The organism is Paenibacillus sp. Z6-24, assembly GCF_054161335.1.
The window spans coordinates 4,157,345-4,175,850 of sequence record NZ_CP096398.1 but is presented as its reverse complement, the minus strand read 5'-3'; the positions used below and the strand labels follow the sequence as shown (position 1 = coordinate 4,175,850).

Here is an 18,506-nt window from a genome sequence, read left to right as displayed (position 1 = left end):
TTTTGCATGTATCCCTGATTGCATGATTAGATAATTGGAGAAGATGTGAAGCAGGAAGATCTGAAGAGACACTGCAGAATCCATTTATTTTGACAAAAAAAGCACAGCGAACAGAAAAACGTACCCATTTATAATCAGGAGGTCATACATAGTATGTATATCGTGTCCGAACATTTGCAGACCGCAGGAACGGAACAATTGCAGCAGCTGGAGCATGAATGGAATATCAGCCTGCCTCAGGCGTATGTGCAATTTATGGGGCAATATGGTCAGGGGACCTACTGCGGCATCATGAACGTGGAATACCCAAACCGGGAACAATTGCGGGAATTTGTCGATTATGAGATATGGGAGCATGATGAGCATAGTCCAATCACCCGTGAACAGCTGGGAGAATGTGTAGTAATCGCCACGACGATCGACGGGGATTTTGTAGCGGTGCATCCAACGGTGGAGTCTTTGATCTGGCTGCCACGGCATTCGGAAAAGGTCGGTCGGCTCAACTGTAATGGTACATCATGGATCGAGTGTATGAACGAATGGGTCAAGGAAGTTTATGGCCCGCTGGACCTTGCCGAAGACGGTCGCTACTTTGAGCCATGGAATGAGCGGAAGCAGCACCTGTTCCTGATGCTTGACGCTCAGGAGCAGATTGATGCAGCGTCCGATACAGCAGCTGAGGCGTCAGGAGTAGTCAATATGAATCTGATAGCCATTTGCCATGAATGTGCAGAGACAATGCCTCCGGATCTGATCATTACAGATGAATATGCCGGGCTGCTTTTCTACCGGCGGATGAACGGATATGTACGGTTCAATTATGCCTATAGCCGAGAGGTGGCTGTCTTTTACGAAGAAGAGCAGCAGGGAGAAGAGTCCGGTTTCCTGGATCGCCTGCTCGGGTTTATGCATGAACACGGTATACGTTAACCATTAAAAGATGCACAGCCGCAATAAATGCAGCTGTGCATCTTTGTTGCGCGGGTATCGCAAGGAGTGGATCAATCTTTGGAAAAAGCCTGCAGCTCGTCCATCTGCTTTATACCGCCTTTCCATGCATTTCCCGATTCAAGACAAACAGCCTTTCATTTATCATGAAAAGCGATCGCATACCCTTTTGATAATGACAGTTAAATACGATGCAGCTGTTTATTCGTCCGTATTTAAGTGTAACGATTCTTTGTATACTGCTAACGTATCCCGCATTCATATGAACGGATAACAGCTGGCAGTGAGACAGACGGTTGTAGGGGAAATAATGAACGTAACAGAACGATCACACATAGAGGAGGCACTATTATGTATCCGGATTTGGAAGGCAAAACAGTCATTGTTACCGGCGCAGCCACAGGTATCGGGCAGGCCATCGCCCTGCGTTTTGGACAGGAAAAAGCGAATGTGGTGATCAACTATCACAGCAATCATGACGGCGTGGAAGAGACGATCCAAAAGATCAAGGAAGCCGGCGGTCAGGCGATTGATATGCAGGGGGATATGTCCAAGGAAGAGGACGTGGAGAAAATTATCCAGGCGGCTCATGATCAGTTCGGCAGCATGGATATCATGATCAACAATGCCGGTATGGAGAATGAAGTGCCTTCGCATGAACTGACACTGGACGACTGGAACAAAGTCATTAATGTCAATCTGACCGGCGCCTTCCTCGGCAGCCGCGAAGCGATCAAATACATGCTAAAGCACAATATCAAAGGCAGTGTCATTAACATGTCGAGCGTACATGAGATTATCCCATGGCCGCATTTTGTACATTACACGGCTAGTAAGGGCGGCGTGAAGATGATGACCCAGACGCTGGCAATGGAATACGCGCCGAACGGCATCCGAGTTAACTCGATCGGGCCGGGTGCGATTAATACGCCGATCAATGCCGAGAAATTCTCTGACCCCAAGGAAAAGGAAAAAGTCGAGAAGCTGATCCCGATGGGCTATATCGGCAAGCCTGAAGAGATCGCTGCGGTAGCGGCCTGGCTGGCTTCGTCGGAAGCGAGCTACGTGACCGGCATTACGATCTTTGCGGACGGTGGTATGACCAAGTACCCTTCATTCCAGGGTGGTAACGGCTAACCGTACATGCCTGCAGCTGACAAGGAGTGGATGACGATGATTTCCCTGAATCAACCAAGCGCGAATCCAACGGTACGACTGTATCCCGAACCGGCCGAGGTATTGGAGAACCCGGCGTTATCCTGTTATTTTCTGCCGCTGATGTCATTCACGCATGAGCATATACAGGATCAGCAGGAATATACGATTCATCTGCTGGGCACCGATGGGTTATCCTGTACGTCGCCTCGTCCGTGTGCGGAGAATATTATTCATGGATTCCAATATAATGAAGGACGTTACCGGTACATGGGCGATCCGGCGGCTTTTGGCGAATACAATAATATTTCTGAAGTGTATGGCTGGCTGCTCGAGGACTTCAACCGCAACAGCGAGTATTATCTGCACGAGAAAATCAGCGCCGCCGATTACGGGACCAACGTGCAGGTCGCGCTGAACAGCATCGCTACCTTTGACTCCCGGCGTTATGCGGAAGGTATTTACAGCTATCTGTATACCAAGACCCATTATCAGCGGACCGGTGAATTCCGTCAGATGACCGAACTGACAGGCAATCAGCTGCCTGTCGCTGACGACCTGCTGCTGGATCATCTCATCGCGCAGGAACTGGGGCAGACACTGCTGGCCGAGCTGCCACAGCATACCCAGCATTCTTACAATTTGCGCCCGGAAATGATCGTCGGCGGTACCGAACGAAGCCGCTTTATGTCACCATCCGGTCGTGGAACTATACTTGCAGCCCTCGATCCGAAGCACAAGGAGATATACCTGCTGAATCCGTCAGCGATGTAAATGGAAGCGGAAAATTATTGCTGTAAATGATCAGAACGTTAACAATCAATTGGTTTATATGCCATCCATATACCATTCATACAGCCCATAGACAAAAGTCGCTGTAGAGTTGCCGCGGTCTGTGTGTTATCATCTAGCTGAGGTGAGTACATTGACTACAGAACAACCATCCCAGCCATCCGGTGAGCAATCATCCGTTGAGGCGAAGAAATTAAGCCAGGCCGAAGCAGCCAAACGACTGCTGGCTCAGAAGAAACAAAACAACCAGGGCAAAGGCCCGGGCGGTCAGACTGCAACCGGCGGTCAGAAGATGAAAAGCCAGATGACCAAAAAGGTAAATAACCAGCGCAAAAAAATGGGGACCTAATATTCTGCCACAGCAGTCTTTCCCTGAGAACCAGTTCGGATACACGAACTGGTTCTTTATTTTGCCGAAAATCCATATTTCCAGTTCTCCGTCCAGTATTACCAACGAACTGCACATTACCACCCATCTCTCCATGTCCAACTGCCGATGCGTATCTGCCTGTGGTATGATAATACAGAAGAATGACGGAAGCGGAGGAATACAGCAAATGAAGAATCTACTGGTCACCGGCTACCGTGCGCATGAGCTGAATATTTTCGGGCAAAAGCATGAAGGCATCGTCTATATCCAGCAGGCCATCCGCAGCAAGCTGATCCCGCTGATCGAGGAAGGGGTGGAGTGGGTGATCACGCCCGGTCAGTACGGAGTCGATCTGTGGGCATGCGAAGTCGCGATCGAATTGAAGCAGCAGTACCCACAGCTGAGAGTGTCCATCCTGTCGGCCTTTGCCAATTCGGAGGAACGGTGGAGTGACGACAAGAAGGAATATTATAACGAGATTATGAAAGGCATTGATTTTCACGGTATCGTCAGCAACCAGCCGTATCAGGGCATTTGGCAGTTCAAGGCACGGGATGAACTGCTGTTCCGCAAAACAGACGGTATTCTGCTCGTCTATGATGAGGATGCCGGCGAAGGCAGCCCGCGCTTTTTCAAAGAGGAAGCGTTGAAGCGGCAGCAGGCCGATGGGTACCGTTATATGAGCATCAGCTCGGAGGATATTCAGACCATCGCGGACGAACAGCGCATGGAAGAGCAGTTTGAAGAGAATTTCGAGGAGCGGGTTACCGATTCTTTTGAAGAAATCTAGCAATATGCGAGCAAATACTCAAGCCGGACAAAGATCCAACCCAACCTAATTGGCAGTGTAGAGGGGAAAGCAATGATTGGAATCAGCCTATAGGGAATCAATCAGGGTGGTTTTTCTGTTCAGAATAAAGCATCTTCTTAAAAGCATCTACCATTTAAAGCAGCTTCCATATCCATAAGGAGCTGCTTTTTTTGTTGGGTATTCCTCGTATGTGCTGGCTCCTCTAAGCGGTCTCATCCTCCAGCTTTCTGCACATCCGTTATTCTTTTATCCTCTTTTCCAAGTGATTTTCCCGGCAAACGGGTAATACTCTAAAGAGTGCATCTGCTGCTGTGATCCAGGCGGCGGATGATGAATCTGGAAGACGAGAGGGGATTATAATGAGTACATTGACCAAAACCGGAACAACGCTGGGAAACTATTTGCTGGATTGTCTGCAGCAGGAGGGAATTACCGAGATTTTCGGGGTGCCCGGAGATTATAATTTTACCCTGCTCGATACGCTGGAAAAGTATGAAGGCATCGGATTTGTCCCTGCGCGTAATGAACTGAATGCCGGGTATGCCGCAGACGGGTATGCACGGATCAAAGGTATCTCTGCGCTGATCACCACATTTGGCGTTGGCGAGATGAGCGCATGCAACGCCATCGCCGGCGCGTACAGCGAGAATATACCGATTATCCATATTGTTGGCACGCCGAAGACCCAGGCACAGCAGGGCAAAAAGCTGATGCACCATACACTGCTTGACGGAGATTACGACGTATTCCGCCGCGTATATGAGCCGATCACCGCCTATACTACCGTACTGACACCGGAAAATGCCATGTTCGAGATTCCACAGGCGATCCATATTGCCAAAACGACCGGCAAACCGGTCTATCTCATGGTCGCTATCGACCTGGTTACCGAGCAGGTATTCCAGCATACGCCACAGCAGCAGCCGTTGGAGACCAGCCAGTCCTCGCTTCAGGCTGCGATCAGCCATGCTCGCCAGCTGCTGGAAGCTTCGGAAAATGCAGTCCTGCTGTCCGACAGCACCGTTCTGCGCCAGCGCTGGCAGGAGCCGGCACGCCATCTCGCCGAAGCGCTCAATATCCCGGCCGCATCCACGATGATGGGCAAAAGCGGATTCGACGAGAGTCATGCCCGCTATATCGGAGTATACAGCGGAGCCTTTAGCAATCAGGAAGTAACACAGATTGTGGAAAATGCCGACACCGTGATCGCACTGGGGCTGATCTGGTCGGATACAAATACAGCCAACTTTACGGCCAAGCTGGATATGAACAAGGTTATCAATATTCAGCCCCAATCGGTCATGATCGGTGAAGCGGCCTACCAGAATATCCGCGGCGAAGACATGATCAATGCGCTGATCGAGCTGGGCTGGATGAGTATGTCATCTGTGCCGGAGACGTCCTTCCCTTATACGGAGCAGCAGGGGCAGCTGGATGAGCCGCTGCATACGGGCTACTATTATCCACGCTTCCAGCAGCTGCTGCAAAGTGGTGATATTGTTGTCACCGAGACGGGAACGCTGTTTTACGGCATGTCCCAGATCCGTCTGCCGCAGAATGCCATGCTGATCGGTCAGGGCGGTTGGCAAAGTATCGGGTATGCGACACCGTCGACATTTGGCGCGTGTATCGCTGCTCCGGATCGCCGGGTGATTTTATTTACAGGCGAGGGATCGATGCAGCTGACCGTGCAGGAATTGAGTTCCATGCTGGAATACGGCTGCAAGCCGATCATTTTCGTACTGAATAACGGTGGGTATACGATCGAGAAATACCTGAACGTCAAGGAAGAGGTATCCAAGCAGACGTATAACGAGATTCCGGGCTGGAATTATACCCAGCTGATCCAGACCTTTGGCCGGGAAGCTTATACTGCCCGGGTAACCACCAACGGAGAGCTGGACGAAGCGATCCGTCAGGCTGAACAGCAGCAGCAGCACCGTCTGTGTCTGATCGAGATGATCGCCGGTGATCCGATAGATGCACCGGATTATATGAAGAAAATTCGTGAATTTATGCAGGAGCAGGAGAAGCAGCAGTAACCCGCTTTTCCGTTATGGGATAAGCGCCGGGAACCCGCTGCAATTCAGGCTTCCCGGCTAGAGCATATACCGACAGCAAGAAGCACAAAAAAGGAACATTTCCCGGTATGAAAGGGAATGTTCCTTTTTTGTTTTTTCATGAAAACAATCAAAGTTTACATATATTGTGATTTCAATCACGTGACAATGTGCAGATGTAAAGTATATTGAGATAGGCAACAAACATCACAATTTTAGTTAGGTGGATTTGAACCATTTTCTTTCCAATCGATTCATTTAGAGATACAGCAGTGAACCTTACATGATTCCCGGCAATGCAGATAGAGCGCAAGCTCTGCCGTTTATTGATCGGAAGGGGGATAAAGTACACGAATACAGCAGAGTTGAATATAGGAAGGATGAGGATCCTTTACCGCTCCATCATGCACCATCACAACGTCGAAGACTAAAATCGTGAGCCGACAACCAAGACGGGAGAGGTGTTTCGATGAAATGGGTAAAGAAGAAGCTGGATGAGGTTATTCAGGCGCTGCATACGAACCCGGAACAAGGGCTGACCAATCAGCAGGTTATGGAGCGACAAAGTACCAAGGGCCTGAATCAGTACGAGGAAGAGAAGAAGGAAAGTCTGCTGCACAAAATCGGGCATCAGCTGACGGAAGTGACAACGATCATTTTGCTGATTGCCGTAGTGATATCACTCTATCTGGCGATTACGGCAAGGCATGGATTTGCCGAGCCAGCTACAATTATCGCTATTGTTGTTCTCAACATCGTACTGGGTATCCGTCAGGAAAGTAATGCAGAACGTGCATTGGAAGCACTTAAGAACATGAATACTCAAATGACTACGGTGATCCGTGATCACAGTAAACAGCTGATTGATGCCAGAGAGCTGGTGCCTGGTGACATTATTCTGCTGGAGACCGGAGATATGATTCCGGCGGATGCCCGTATCATTACAAGCAGCGGATTAAAGGCAGAAGAATCTGCGCTTACCGGCGAAAGTGTACCGGTCGAAAAAGATGAACACGCCCAGGTGGATGGCGATACGCCGCTGGGTGACCGGCTGAATATGCTGTACTCCGGGTGCATGATTATAAACGGGCGCGCCACTGCAGTAGTAGTAAAAACAGGCATGGATACGGAGATGGGGAAAATCGCCGGTCTGCTGAACAGTACATCCAAGCAGCAGACTCCAATGCAGATACGTCTGGCGAGGCTCGGCAAAAGACTGAGCCTGATGGCTGTGATTGCTGGTCTGCTCCTATTCCTGATTGGTCTGTTCCAGAAAGAACCGGCGCTGAATATGCTGATGACTGCCGTCTCGTTGGCCGTCGCAGCTGTGCCGGAGACATTGCCGGTTATTGTAACTATTACACTGGCTGTTGGCGTGCAAAATATGGTCAGCCGCCATGCGATCATTCGGCGGATCTTGGCCGTGGAGACACTGGGCAGTGCTTCGGTTATCTGTTCGGACAAAACGGGTACGCTGACTGAGAACAGAATGACAGTTCAGCAGGTATGGGCGGCCGGACATGCGCCAAAGTCTGCAGAGGAAGACTGGGCTCAACCCGAGGAAGAGCTGCTGTTCATGTTAAGTCTGGTTAATAATGCTTCTATGGAACAGGTGGGCGATAAAGAGAAGGCGGTTGGTGATCCGACCGACTCCGCAATCATCCAGCTGCTGCATAATAAAGGAAGCAACAAGGCTGCACTTGATATCAAATACCCGCGCATTTTTGAGATTCCTTTTGATTCCGACCGTAAGCTGATGACCACTGTACACCAGCTGGAGCAGGGATATCTATCCGTGACCAAGGGAGCTTTTGACCGTATTCCTGTCCACTATGAAGAAGGAATGCAGGAGCATGCGCAGATTATCCATGATTGCTTTGCCTCCAAAGCAATGCGTGTACTGGCGGTCGGATACAAATATTACGAAAAGATGCCGACGAGCATGGATGTAGCTGAGCTGGAGAGTAATCTAACATTTGCCGGTCTGGTTGGCATGATCGATCCGCCGCGACCCGAAAGTAAAACAGCTGTCCATGAAGCCAAGCAGGCCGGCATTCTTACAGTAATGATTACGGGCGATCATGTTGTCACCGCTTCGGCGATCGCGAGAGAGCTTGGCATTCTGTCCAGTGGGCAAAAGGCAATTACCGGCGCTGAGCTGGCGGAGCTGTCCGAAGAAGAATTGATTCATCAGGTACACCGTTACAGTGTATATGCACGTGTGAGCCCCGAAGACAAGATCCGTATTGTTAAAGCATGGCAGGCCAGAGGTGAAGTGGTTGCAATGACCGGTGATGGTGTAAATGATGCCCCTGCGCTGAAAGCTGCCGATGTGGGAGCGGCGATGGGCATTACCGGTACAGATGTGTCCCGGAACGCAGCAGACATGGTGCTGACCGACGATAATTTTGCGACGATCGTCGAGGCGGTCAGTGAGGGACGGAGAGTATACGATAATATCCGCAAAGCGATTTATTTTCTGCTGAGCTGTAATATTTCAGAGATTATAGTGATGCTTATTGCCTTTCTGCTCGGCTGGGGAGCACCGGTGATTGCCATTCAGCTGCTGCTGATCAATGTGGTGGCCGACGGGCTTCCCGGACTTTTCCTAAGCCGTGAAGCAGCCGAAAAGGATCATATGAACAGACCACCAGTATCCAGGAATGCCCATATTTTTGCAGAAGGTCTCGCTGCCAGAATCATGTCTCAGGCACTGATTTTCACAATCATTACCCTGATCGGGTTTTATGTCGGCAGCTTTGTGGAGCTGGGTACACCGATTAACGCATCGCCGATGCTGGGCCAGACGATGGCTTTTGTGATATTGGGCTTGTCGTCGATTATTCATGTTTTCAATGTACGAAGCAATCACGAATCTATTTTCAAAATGGGATTCACCTCGAATCGGCCGCTGTTCTGGTGCGCCCTGCTGTCAATGTCCATTATTGTGCTGGTAGCGGTCGTACCGCCGCTTGCAGCCATTTTCCAACTGGTACCGATGAGCCTGCCGCACTGGGGACTGGCTGTCGTATTATCAGTCATACCATTGATTGCGGTGGAGTTGAGAAAAGGGCTGACTTCGCACCGTCGAAGTACTGTTTCACATCGCTCGGAGCAGTATTAATTTATTGGAAACCGGTATAGTCAACAAAAAACCATGCAGGAGGAAAGCCGAATAAACTTCTCCCTTCGGATCTTTTGAAAGGGAATAGAACGAAGGTAGATAAGAAGAAAAAAAGTAGATGAAATTTTAAGTAATGTGATCTATGTCACATCTGGAACCTAACATCACAGGTATACTGGGAACATAAGAAAACATCTAATTTTAAATACTAAAGATTGTGAAATTGGTAACATGATATGGTAACTATAACCAGTTAAGCCGGAAAGCCAAATAGATAAAGAGGACAACAGAGAATACAGGAGGAATCCATATGAACACAACACGCGAACGCTTGGTACTGATTGGGAACGGGATGGCAGGGGTAGCAACACTGGAGCAGATTATCAAATTGGGCGGAGCTTACGACATCACCGTCATCGGCAGCGAGCCGCATCCCAACTACAACCGGATCATGCTCTCTTATGTACTGGAAGGCAGCCAGACGATCGATGATATCGTACTGAACAGCCATGAATGGTATGAAGAGAACCGGATTACACTGCATACCGGTGTAACGGTGACAGCGATCGATCCGGAGACACAGATGATCCTGACGGATAGCGGCCTGCAGGTGCCTTATGACAAAGTCATTATCGCTACCGGTTCCAAATCGCTCATTCTCCCGATCCCCGGTCATGAAAAGCAGGGTGTTGTCGGATTCCGTGATATTGCCGATTGCCATCAGATGATGGAGGCGGCCAAGAATTATCGCACTGCTGCGGTAATCGGCGGCGGTCTGCTCGGTCTCGAAGCGGCCAAAGGTCTGGTCAGCCTCGGTATGGATGTAACCGTGGTCCATCTGATGGATGACCTGATGGAACGCCAGCTGGATTCCGTAGCGGCAGCGATGCTGAAAAAGGAACTGGAAAGCCAGGGTATCAAATTCCGCATGGGCGCACAAACCGCCGAACTGCAGGGCGGCGAGCGCGTAGAACGCTTGCTGTTCAAGGACGGCTCGACACTTCAGGCTGACTTTGTCGTCATGGCAGCGGGTATCCGTCCGAATATCGAAGTGGCACAAAACAGCGGCATTGAGACCGGACGCGGTATTCTGGTGGATGATTATCTGCAGACTTCCATGCCAAATGTATATGCTGTCGGCGAATGCGTACAGCACCGTGAGACCTGCTATGGTCTGGTCGCTCCGCTGTTCGAACAGGGTATGGTACTGGCCAAGCAGATCTGCGGTCTCGAAGCCCAGCCGTATGAAGGATCGACCGTATCGACCAAACTGAAAATCTCCGGTGTCGATGTATTCTCGGCCGGCGTATTTATTGAAAATGAACATCAATCCGTCATTACAGCACGTGATGACTGGAAGAGAACCTATAAAAAGATCATTTTGCAGGATAACATTATCGTCGGCGCTGTATTGTTCGGCGACATCAATGACTCCGCCCAGCTGCAAAAGCTGATTCGCGAAGCCGCACCGATGACCGACGAGCTGTATGCCGAACTGATGGGTACCGGCGGATGCAGCCATAGCAAGAAAAAAGCTTCGGTCGAAACAATGGCCAATGACGAGATTGTCTGCGGCTGTAACGGTGTCACCAAGCTGGATATCGTCAGTGCGATACAGGACAAAGGATTGACCAGTGTCGATGAGATCAAAGCATGTACAGGTGCAACCCGTTCGTGCGGCGGCTGTAAACCTGTTGTCGAACAGATTCTGCAGTATGTACTCGGTGATGGCGCGGCTGTCGCTTCGAGTCAGGGCATGTGCGGATGTACTACCCACAGCCGTGATGAAGTAGTCGCTGCCATTCGTGAAAAAGGACTTCGTACTGTCAAGGAAGTCATGAACGTGATGGAATGGCAAAAGCCGGAAGGCTGCTCGAAATGCCGTCCTGCGATCAACTACTATCTCGGCATGATCTATCCGGTAGACTACCAGGATGAGAAATCGTCGCGCTTCGTCAATGAACGCATGAACGCCAATATTCAGAAAGACGGTACGTATACCGTCGTACCGCGTATGTATGGCGGTGTCACCACTCCGGAAGACCTCAAAAAAATCGCCGATGTATCGGTCAAATACAATGTCAAAGCCGTCAAAATGACCGGCGGACAGCGGATTGACCTGATCGGTGTCGAGAAAGAAGATCTGCCAAAAGTATGGGAAGAGCTTGATATGCCATCGGGTTATGCCTACGCCAAATCGCTGCGTACGGTCAAAACCTGTGTCGGTTCGCAATTCTGCCGCTTCGGTACCCAGGATTCGATGGGAATGGGCGCATCGCTGGAACAGCGGTTCGAACGCCTGGACTTCCCGGCCAAGTTCAAAATGGCGGTCAATGGCTGCCCTCGTAACTGTGCGGAGTCATGCACCAAAGATATCGGTATCGTCGGCAATGACGGCGGCTGGGAGATCTTTATCGGTGGTAACGGCGGGATCAAAGCCCGTCTGGCCGATTCGTTCTGCAAAGTCAAAACTGATCAGGAGCTGATCGATCTGTGCGGCGCGATTATCCAGTACTACCGCGAGACAGGAAAATACCTGGAGCGTACTTCGGAATGGGTAGAGCGCATAGGGCTGGATACGATCAAGGCAGCTATCCTGGAAGACGAAAACAACCGCCAGCAGCTGGTAGATCGTGTCAATATCGCACTCGCCCAGGTTGAAGATCCTTGGCAAAAAGTACTGAACGACGAAGAAACCCGTACCGCGCTGTTCGGTAAAAAAGTCGAAGTCTAAGTAAAGTATACGTCGAGGAAACGATAAATAAATGCTCAAACCATAACGTGAATTCAGGTGTATCCACACAGAGATATAAGGAGAGATGAAGCGATGAACAGTGTACAGACATTTTACCCTGTCGGTCAGCTGGAGGAATTCATGAGCCGGATCGGTCGTGTACTGGAACTGAAAGGAATGGAACTTGCCGTGTTCCGCACATCGGATGATCAGGTATATGCATTGGAGAACCGCAACCCTCATCCAAAAGGCGGCCCGATTGCCGAAGGGATCGTATCCGGGCATATATTGTACGATCCGCTGTATGACTGGCAGATTGATCTGGAGACTGGACTGGTACAGGCGCCGGATGAAGGTAAGGTGCGTACCTTTGATGTGAAGCTGGCAAATGGTCAGGTATGGATCGCTGTCTGATTGGTAGATGAAGAAGTTAGAGGCAAGCAATATTTTATGAGCAATCATTAGTTTAAATAAGGAAGCATTACTACGAAATAAACAGGCACCATTCTGACGGTTACCTTGGGGTGATTATCAGGATGGTGCCTGTTTGCTTTGCAGTCTTATTTGCTTTGATAATGTTTATTTATTCACAATAAGAACATCGATCAATTTACCGCCGTTAGCACCAAAGTACATTGTAACTTTGCCATAAGTATACATCATCACCTGATCGTAACCGTCCAATATATCGTTGCCCTCACTATTTGGCCTGCCGAGCGCTCTACGAATATCTGCAAAAGTGTGGCCTTTAAACCCTGGCGGAACAATCATAATACTGGAGAGAGTACGATTTGGACCTTCAAAGAAAAAGACCGCATTGGGCATTTTACTTAGCTTGAAGTACTCTCCGCCAAGATAATAATCGGAGCGTACCGGCTGGCCGTAGATTTTTTGGACCTGCTGCATGGTCATGCCGAAGCGAATTTTGTAGCCGGGGATATAGCCTTTTTTCAACATGGGACCTGTTTTGCTGTTCATGGGCATCACGGGATAAGCTGCTGCCAGAGGAGTGAGTACAGGGAGAGAGTGAATAGATGCTGCCGAGTTTGTATACAGCTGCGGAGCCTGAGAACCGGCGAGTTCTCCGTTAAGTGCAGCGGCTTTACTTTCGGCCGGGCTGAAGAGGCTGACAGTCATGAGGACAGTCAGCAGACTGGCAGCTGTGTATTTTTGGATCATTGGATAAATTGCCCCTTTATCGTTAAAATAGTGAACGCTTTCTTTCTCATTATACCCTTTCCTTGGAAAGGTTCCATGCTTGATAATAAAATTAGTGACACAGCATAGACATTTGCTTATAATGTAGCAGAAGTGCCGGGTATAACAGATAGATAAGAATAGTAATACAAAGTATTCCTCAACAGGCCGGCTATGAGGCGGAGGAGGTCAGATTGATGATCGCGCTGCAAGGCGTAAGCAAATATTTCAGTAGAACAGACGGTGGACAGGCTGCGGTGGATGAAGTGACTCTGCATATCGAGGCAGGCGATATACATGGCATTGTCGGCAGCAGTGGTGCAGGCAAGTCGACCCTGCTGCGCATGATCAATATGCTGGAGCGGCCGGATCAGGGCACGGTGATGGTAAATGGAGAGCTGCTGACCGGACTGCCCGAGCGGCGTCTGCGTCCGGCACGTCAGCAGATCGGCATGATCTTCCAGCAGTTCAATCTGGTGCACAACCGGACAGTGGGCGGCAATGTCGCCGTACCACTGGAATTGGCAGGTATACCCAAGGACCACCGGCAGGCGCGGGTCAGGGAGTGTCTGGAACAGGTAGGGCTGCTGGACAAGCTGGATGAATATCCGGCACAGCTCAGCGGCGGACAGAAGCAGCGGGTGGCGATTGCGAGAGCGATTGCCAATCATCCGCGGGTACTGCTGTGCGATGAACCGACATCCGCGCTGGACCCTAAGTCCACGTCAGGCATTCTGGAGCTGCTTCAACAGATTAATGAGCAGCTGGGCGTAACGATCGTGATCGTGACGCATGAGATGGATGTGGTCAAGCGGCTGTGCAATACAGTATCGGTTATGGAGGGCGGACGGATTACGGAGAGTTATTCACGGGAGCAGGATCATTTCGCTCCGGCACCGGATTATACGCTGTCCTACCGGGAGCAGCTGCTTGGTCGTTCGGATACAGCAGTTTCGCGAGGCATGGGGACAGAGGCTGACCCACAGAATGGGGTGAATGGAAATGGATAATACACGTACATTTGCCGAGATGATGGACCGCTATCAATCGGAGATCTGGCAGGCGATTGGTGATACCTTTACCATGGTCGGGATCTCGCTGGCAGCGGCTGTACTAATCGGGCTGCCGCTCGGTACACTGCTCTATCTGACCAAAAAAGGGCAGCTGTATGAGAATCTGTATCTGGCAGGACTGCTGAACAGCCTCGTGAACATTATCCGTTCCTTTCCTTTTCTGCTGCTGGTCGTCTTCCTGATCCCGTTCACCCGCATGGTCGTTGGAACTTCGATCGGTACGGAGGCGGCTTCGGTGCCGCTGTCGATTATCGCGATCGCTTATTATGCGCGGCTCGTCGAGCAGGCACTGCTGGACGTTCCTCGGGGCGTCGTGGAATCGGCGCGTTCGATGGGCGCTTCCGGTCTGCAGATTGTGTTCAAATTTCTGTATGTGGAGGCACGTTCCGGGTTGGTGCTCGGATTGACCACGTCGGCGATCAGTTTTATTTCCTATTCCACGGTCGTTGGTATCGTGGGCGGGGGAGGTATCGGGGACTTTGCGATCCGTTACGGGTATCAGCGGTTCGAGACGGATGTGATGGTCTATATGATCATTCTGATGATTATTCTCGTCCAGGCAGTCCAGTTTACAGGCAGTCTGATCTCAAGACTGATCGACAAAAGGTAATTCCAATTCGCTGGTAGCAGCTGCGCTCAACACGCATAGGCCGCTCCGGCACAAGTGAAATTTACACATTATACTACACACGGGGGTACCCTATTCATGATGAACAAGAAAGCACTACTCATTTTACTATTCGCAATGACCCTGCTGCTCGCAGCCTGCGGTCAAAAGGCAGACAATACGGCAGCAACAGGCAGCAAGCCTGACCAAGCTGCTACCGAAGCAGAGACAGGTGGCGAACAGACACTCAAAGTCGCTACCCTGATCCCTCCAATGACCGATATTCTGGATATCGTGAAGCCATTGCTTCAAAAAGACGGCATCAATATGGAAGTCGTGGTACTGTCCGACAATGTACAGCCCAATGATGCACTGGCCAACAAGGAAGTCGATGCGAACTTCTTTCAGCACGTTCCTTATATGACGCAATATAACGAAAGCAAAGGCTCCAACCTGGTCGCGATCCAGCCGATCTATGATGCGATCTACGGCGCTTATTCCAAAAAGTACAAGAGCATCGAAGAGCTGCCGGAAGGCGCAGTAATCGCGATTGCCAATGATCCGTCCAATATCGGACGCTCGCTGCAGATGCTGGCTCAGGCAGGCATGATTACGCTCAAGGACGGTGTAGGCATGAACGCTACACAGGCAGACATTACCGCGAATCCGAAAAACTTTGCATTCAAGGAAGTGGATCTGCTGATGCTGGCCCGTATGTATGATGAAGCGGATCTGGTCGCGATGACTCCAGCCTACGCCAAGCCGCTGAACCTTACGCCGGTCAAGGATGCAATCGTTACGGAAAAGGCAGATTCCACTTTTGCCATTACACTGGTAGCACGTGAGGACAACAAGGATTCCGCCCCAATCCAGAAGCTCAAAGAGCATATGGCCGGTCCGGAAGTGAAGAAATTCCTCGAAGACAATTACTCCGATATCGCTGTACCTGCATTTAAATAATATACTTGAATACAGAATATTTAAGAAACAGAACTCAGAACTCGAATTCTGATATATGATGCAGAATAGAGATGCAAGCTTCTGCATCATAAGGTTATAACCATAAAGGCTGTTCCCGTGACCCGGTAATATACCGATCAGCAGGAACAGCCTTTATATATAAATCTCCCTGGATAATACAGTAGTACCTGATGACAGATATATGCCTTCAAGCTGCAGATGTGCTAAAACGCAATGTACCGCAATTCAATGTACCGCACAGTCCCGACTCAAACTCAGGCTGTGCTTTTTTGTTTGCGCGGCCACAGCGTATAGCTGAAGCTGATCACAAAGTCGATCGCCAGTACAATCGCCCACACCCGGATAACCGAGTTCAGTACAATTGTCCGCGACGGATCATCTACATACCAGATCATGAACAGCAGCAGGGCATTACCGACGATCCATGAGATCAGATGCATCATCCAGCCGGTGCGTTCGTGACGGGCATGCTCACGTCCATATAGTTTCTTCGGTCTCTGTCCATCAGCGAACCGGTAGGCGAATCGTTCATCCGCCCAGCGGATCATCCGGTGTCCATAAGCGAGCGACACCCCGATGTATACTGCAGCAATACCGTGTGCCATCGTGGCTGTAGCTCCATTGCGCAGATCCATAAAGGCTGCAATGAGCAGTACCAGATCAATCAACGGCGTACAGATCAGCAGAAATGTACTCAGACGCTTGGCTCCGAGTATATAACGCGCAGCCAGACCGCCGATAACGAATACCCAGAATAACACTTCACACGCTACAATCAGGTAAGCAATCATTCCCTATCTTCCTTTCCCTAAACAATGAATTGGATACTGCCTTCTGCAATAATTGTAACGCAGTCATGGCAGGGAACCCCATACACCGACAGGATGATTTTGGAAATGGAAAGGGTAAACCTGCTGATGGAGTACAGGCGGTTTCCTGTCCATGATGAAGAGGAAAGAGGGGAAAAGAGCGGAATATGCCATATTAAATGACCGCTGGATGAAAATCCCTTTTGTCCCGGTTTCTTTGTGATCAAACTGTGCTATAATAAGTCCGAACTTTATTGTAAGCGTTCTCTTTTGTTTGCATGCTTCCTTAACATAATCTATGACTATTGAACAGGAGGATTCCCCCATGGCTCTCGGAACAAGTATGATCATACGTTTACAGATGGACAAGAAACAGGTGACTTTTGGAGAAGTAGCCGGTGCAATCGGGGAAGCGGGCGGCGATGTAGTCGCGATTGACGTTATTCATGCCAGTCCGGAGAGTACGACGCGTGACCTGACGGTTAATCTGCCGGAGAGTGTACGTGAGATGATTCTCCAATCGGTAGGTGCCCTGACCGGCGTCAAAGTCGTCAACGTCTCGGACCGCACCTTCCTGGCGCATCTCGGCGGCAAAATCGAAATCCAGCCCAAGACGCCGGTCAAAAACCGGGAAGACCTGTCCCATGTCTATACACCGGGCGTGGCCAAAGTATGTATGGCTATTCATGAAGACAAGCAAAAAGCCTTTTCATTGACGGTCAAACGCAATATGGTTGCTGTCATCTCGGATGGTACCGCTGTACTTGGTCTGGGGGATATTGGTCCCGAGGCAGCCATGCCGGTTATGGAAGGTAAAGCTATGCTATTCAAGCAGTTTGCGGATGTGGATGCATTCCCGATCTGTCTGAACACTACGGATACGGAAGAGATTATTAATGCGGTCAAATGGATGGCGCCTACATTTGGCGGGATCAATCTGGAAGATATCAGCTCGCCGCGCTGCTTTGAAATTGAGCGCCGGCTGACGGAAGAACTGGATATTCCCGTTTTCCATGATGATCAGCATGGTACCGCGGTCGTCGTACTCGCAGGTCTGCTCAATGCACTGCGTATTGTCGGCAAATCGCTGGAGACCGCCAAGATTGTCGTACTCGGCGTTGGAGCGGCCGGTGCAGCCTGTGTAAAAATGCTGCTGTCTGCAGGTGCACGCAATCTGATCGCTGTCGATCGCTGCGGCGCGCTGGTGTCGGATGAAGAGTATCCGCATGAGATGTGGAACTGGATTGCGGCTAACAGCAACCCTGACAAGCTGCGCGGTGACTTGACCGAAGTGATTCAGGGAGCGGATGTATTCGTCGGCGTCTCCCGTCCGGGACTGCTGAGTATTAACCATATCCAGACGATGGCCGAAGATCGCATTGTGTTCGCAATGGCGAATCCCGATCCGGAAATTGACCCGGAAGTGGCCGAGCCGTATGTGCGTGTACTGGCTACCGGACGCAGTGATTATCCGAATCAGATCAATAACGTGTTGTGCTTCCCGGGCATTTTCCGCGGCGCACTGGACTGCCGGGCGAGCGTAATCAACGAAGCGATGAAGGTCGCTGCTGCCAAGGCGATCGCTTCGGTAGTGAAGGAAGACGAACTGAATGAACTGTACATTATACCGGGAGTATTTAACGATCAGGTCGTCAAGCTGGTGCGCGATGGCGTGATCCGGGCAGCGATTGAGAGCGGTGTAGCCCGCCGGATTCCGCAAGAGTATCGTTAAACGGTCTGTATCCCGCAGGATAGTAGATATAGTTATGGAGTATGCGTGAATAAAAAAGCCGGAGAACAGGTAATATGCCTGTTCTCCGGCTTTTGTTTTGTACATAACGTTCA

General features: G+C 50.2%; 15 protein-coding genes. 13 read left to right on the top strand and 2 right to left on the bottom strand.

Translation table 11 applies throughout. The annotated features are described in order from the left end of the window. Positions 1-153 precede the first annotated feature (153 nt). The 9 genes from M1D61_RS18090 to nirD all read left to right on the top strand — a co-directional run bounded on the left by M1D61_RS18090 (position 154) and on the right by nirD (position 12,408). Entirely contained in the window at positions 154-930 is a 777-nt protein-coding gene (locus M1D61_RS18090) for an SMI1/KNR4 family protein (RefSeq protein WP_458119994.1), read from the top strand. 369 nt (positions 931-1,299) lie between these two features. Then, positions 1,300-2,085, top strand: coding sequence for an SDR family oxidoreductase (locus M1D61_RS18085; protein ID WP_046215950.1), 786 nt, complete (start codon positions 1,300-1,302; stop codon positions 2,083-2,085). 36 nt (positions 2,086-2,121) lie between these two features. After that, on the top strand, positions 2,122-2,877 hold the full coding sequence (locus M1D61_RS18080; protein WP_458119993.1) for a hypothetical protein: 756 nt from the start codon (positions 2,122-2,124) through the stop codon (positions 2,875-2,877). Between the two features lie 151 nt (positions 2,878-3,028). Continuing rightward, positions 3,029-3,244: a hypothetical protein gene (locus M1D61_RS18075; RefSeq protein WP_046215948.1), complete on the top strand. Its 216-nt coding sequence runs from the start codon at positions 3,029-3,031 to the stop codon at positions 3,242-3,244. A gap of 208 nt (positions 3,245-3,452) precedes the next feature. Continuing rightward, positions 3,453-4,055, top strand: a complete 603-nt coding sequence (locus tag M1D61_RS18070; protein WP_458119992.1) for a DUF1273 domain-containing protein — start codon at positions 3,453-3,455, stop codon at positions 4,053-4,055. A 380-nt stretch (positions 4,056-4,435) separates the two neighbouring features. Further along, positions 4,436-6,118 carry an alpha-keto acid decarboxylase family protein gene (locus tag M1D61_RS18065; RefSeq protein WP_458119991.1) on the top strand — a complete coding sequence of 561 codons (1,683 nt, stop codon included), beginning with the start codon at positions 4,436-4,438 and terminating at the stop codon, positions 6,116-6,118. A 487-nt stretch (positions 6,119-6,605) separates the two neighbouring features. Then, positions 6,606-9,260, top strand: coding sequence for a cation-translocating P-type ATPase (locus tag M1D61_RS18060; protein ID WP_458119990.1), 2,655 nt, complete (start codon positions 6,606-6,608; stop codon positions 9,258-9,260). 310 nt (positions 9,261-9,570) lie between these two features. After that, on the top strand, positions 9,571-11,994 hold the full coding sequence (gene nirB / locus M1D61_RS18055) for a nitrite reductase large subunit NirB (protein ID WP_458119989.1): 2,424 nt from the start codon (positions 9,571-9,573) through the stop codon (positions 11,992-11,994). A 93-nt stretch (positions 11,995-12,087) separates the two neighbouring features. Continuing rightward, complete coding sequence (gene nirD, locus M1D61_RS18050; protein ID WP_458119988.1) at positions 12,088-12,408, top strand: nitrite reductase small subunit NirD; 321 nt, start codon at positions 12,088-12,090, stop codon at positions 12,406-12,408. Between the two features lie 165 nt (positions 12,409-12,573). On the opposite strand, the gene M1D61_RS18045 is transcribed toward nirD, so the two are convergent. Further along, positions 12,574-13,173: a hypothetical protein gene (locus M1D61_RS18045; RefSeq protein WP_458119987.1), complete on the bottom strand. Its 600-nt coding sequence runs from the start codon at positions 13,171-13,173 to the stop codon at positions 12,574-12,576. A gap of 215 nt (positions 13,174-13,388) precedes the next feature. Here M1D61_RS18045 and M1D61_RS18040 point away from each other — a divergent pair, with 215 nt between their 5' ends. The 3 genes from M1D61_RS18040 to M1D61_RS18030 all read left to right on the top strand — a co-directional run bounded on the left by M1D61_RS18040 (position 13,389) and on the right by M1D61_RS18030 (position 15,831). Beyond that, a complete protein-coding gene (locus M1D61_RS18040) occupies positions 13,389-14,201 on the top strand; it encodes a methionine ABC transporter ATP-binding protein (protein WP_458119986.1) in 813 nt (270 codons plus the stop codon). Beyond that, positions 14,194-14,874 carry a methionine ABC transporter permease gene (locus tag M1D61_RS18035; protein ID WP_458119985.1) on the top strand — a complete coding sequence of 227 codons (681 nt, stop codon included), beginning with the start codon at positions 14,194-14,196 and terminating at the stop codon, positions 14,872-14,874. Before M1D61_RS18040 ends, M1D61_RS18035 begins: the two co-directional genes overlap by 8 nt. A 99-nt stretch (positions 14,875-14,973) precedes the next feature. After that, entirely contained in the window at positions 14,974-15,831 is an 858-nt protein-coding gene (locus M1D61_RS18030) for a MetQ/NlpA family ABC transporter substrate-binding protein (RefSeq protein ID WP_458122554.1), read from the top strand. 275 nt (positions 15,832-16,106) lie between these two features. Here the strand turns inward: M1D61_RS18030 and M1D61_RS18025 are convergent, their stop codons facing one another. Further along, positions 16,107-16,643: a hypothetical protein gene (locus M1D61_RS18025; protein ID WP_458119984.1), complete on the bottom strand. Its 537-nt coding sequence runs from the start codon at positions 16,641-16,643 to the stop codon at positions 16,107-16,109. A gap of 343 nt (positions 16,644-16,986) precedes the next feature. Between M1D61_RS18025 and M1D61_RS18020 the strand changes: the two genes are divergently transcribed. Further along, positions 16,987-18,393, top strand: coding sequence for a malic enzyme-like NAD(P)-binding protein (locus M1D61_RS18020; protein ID WP_458119983.1), 1,407 nt, complete (start codon positions 16,987-16,989; stop codon positions 18,391-18,393). Positions 18,394-18,506: the final 113 nt, after the last annotated feature.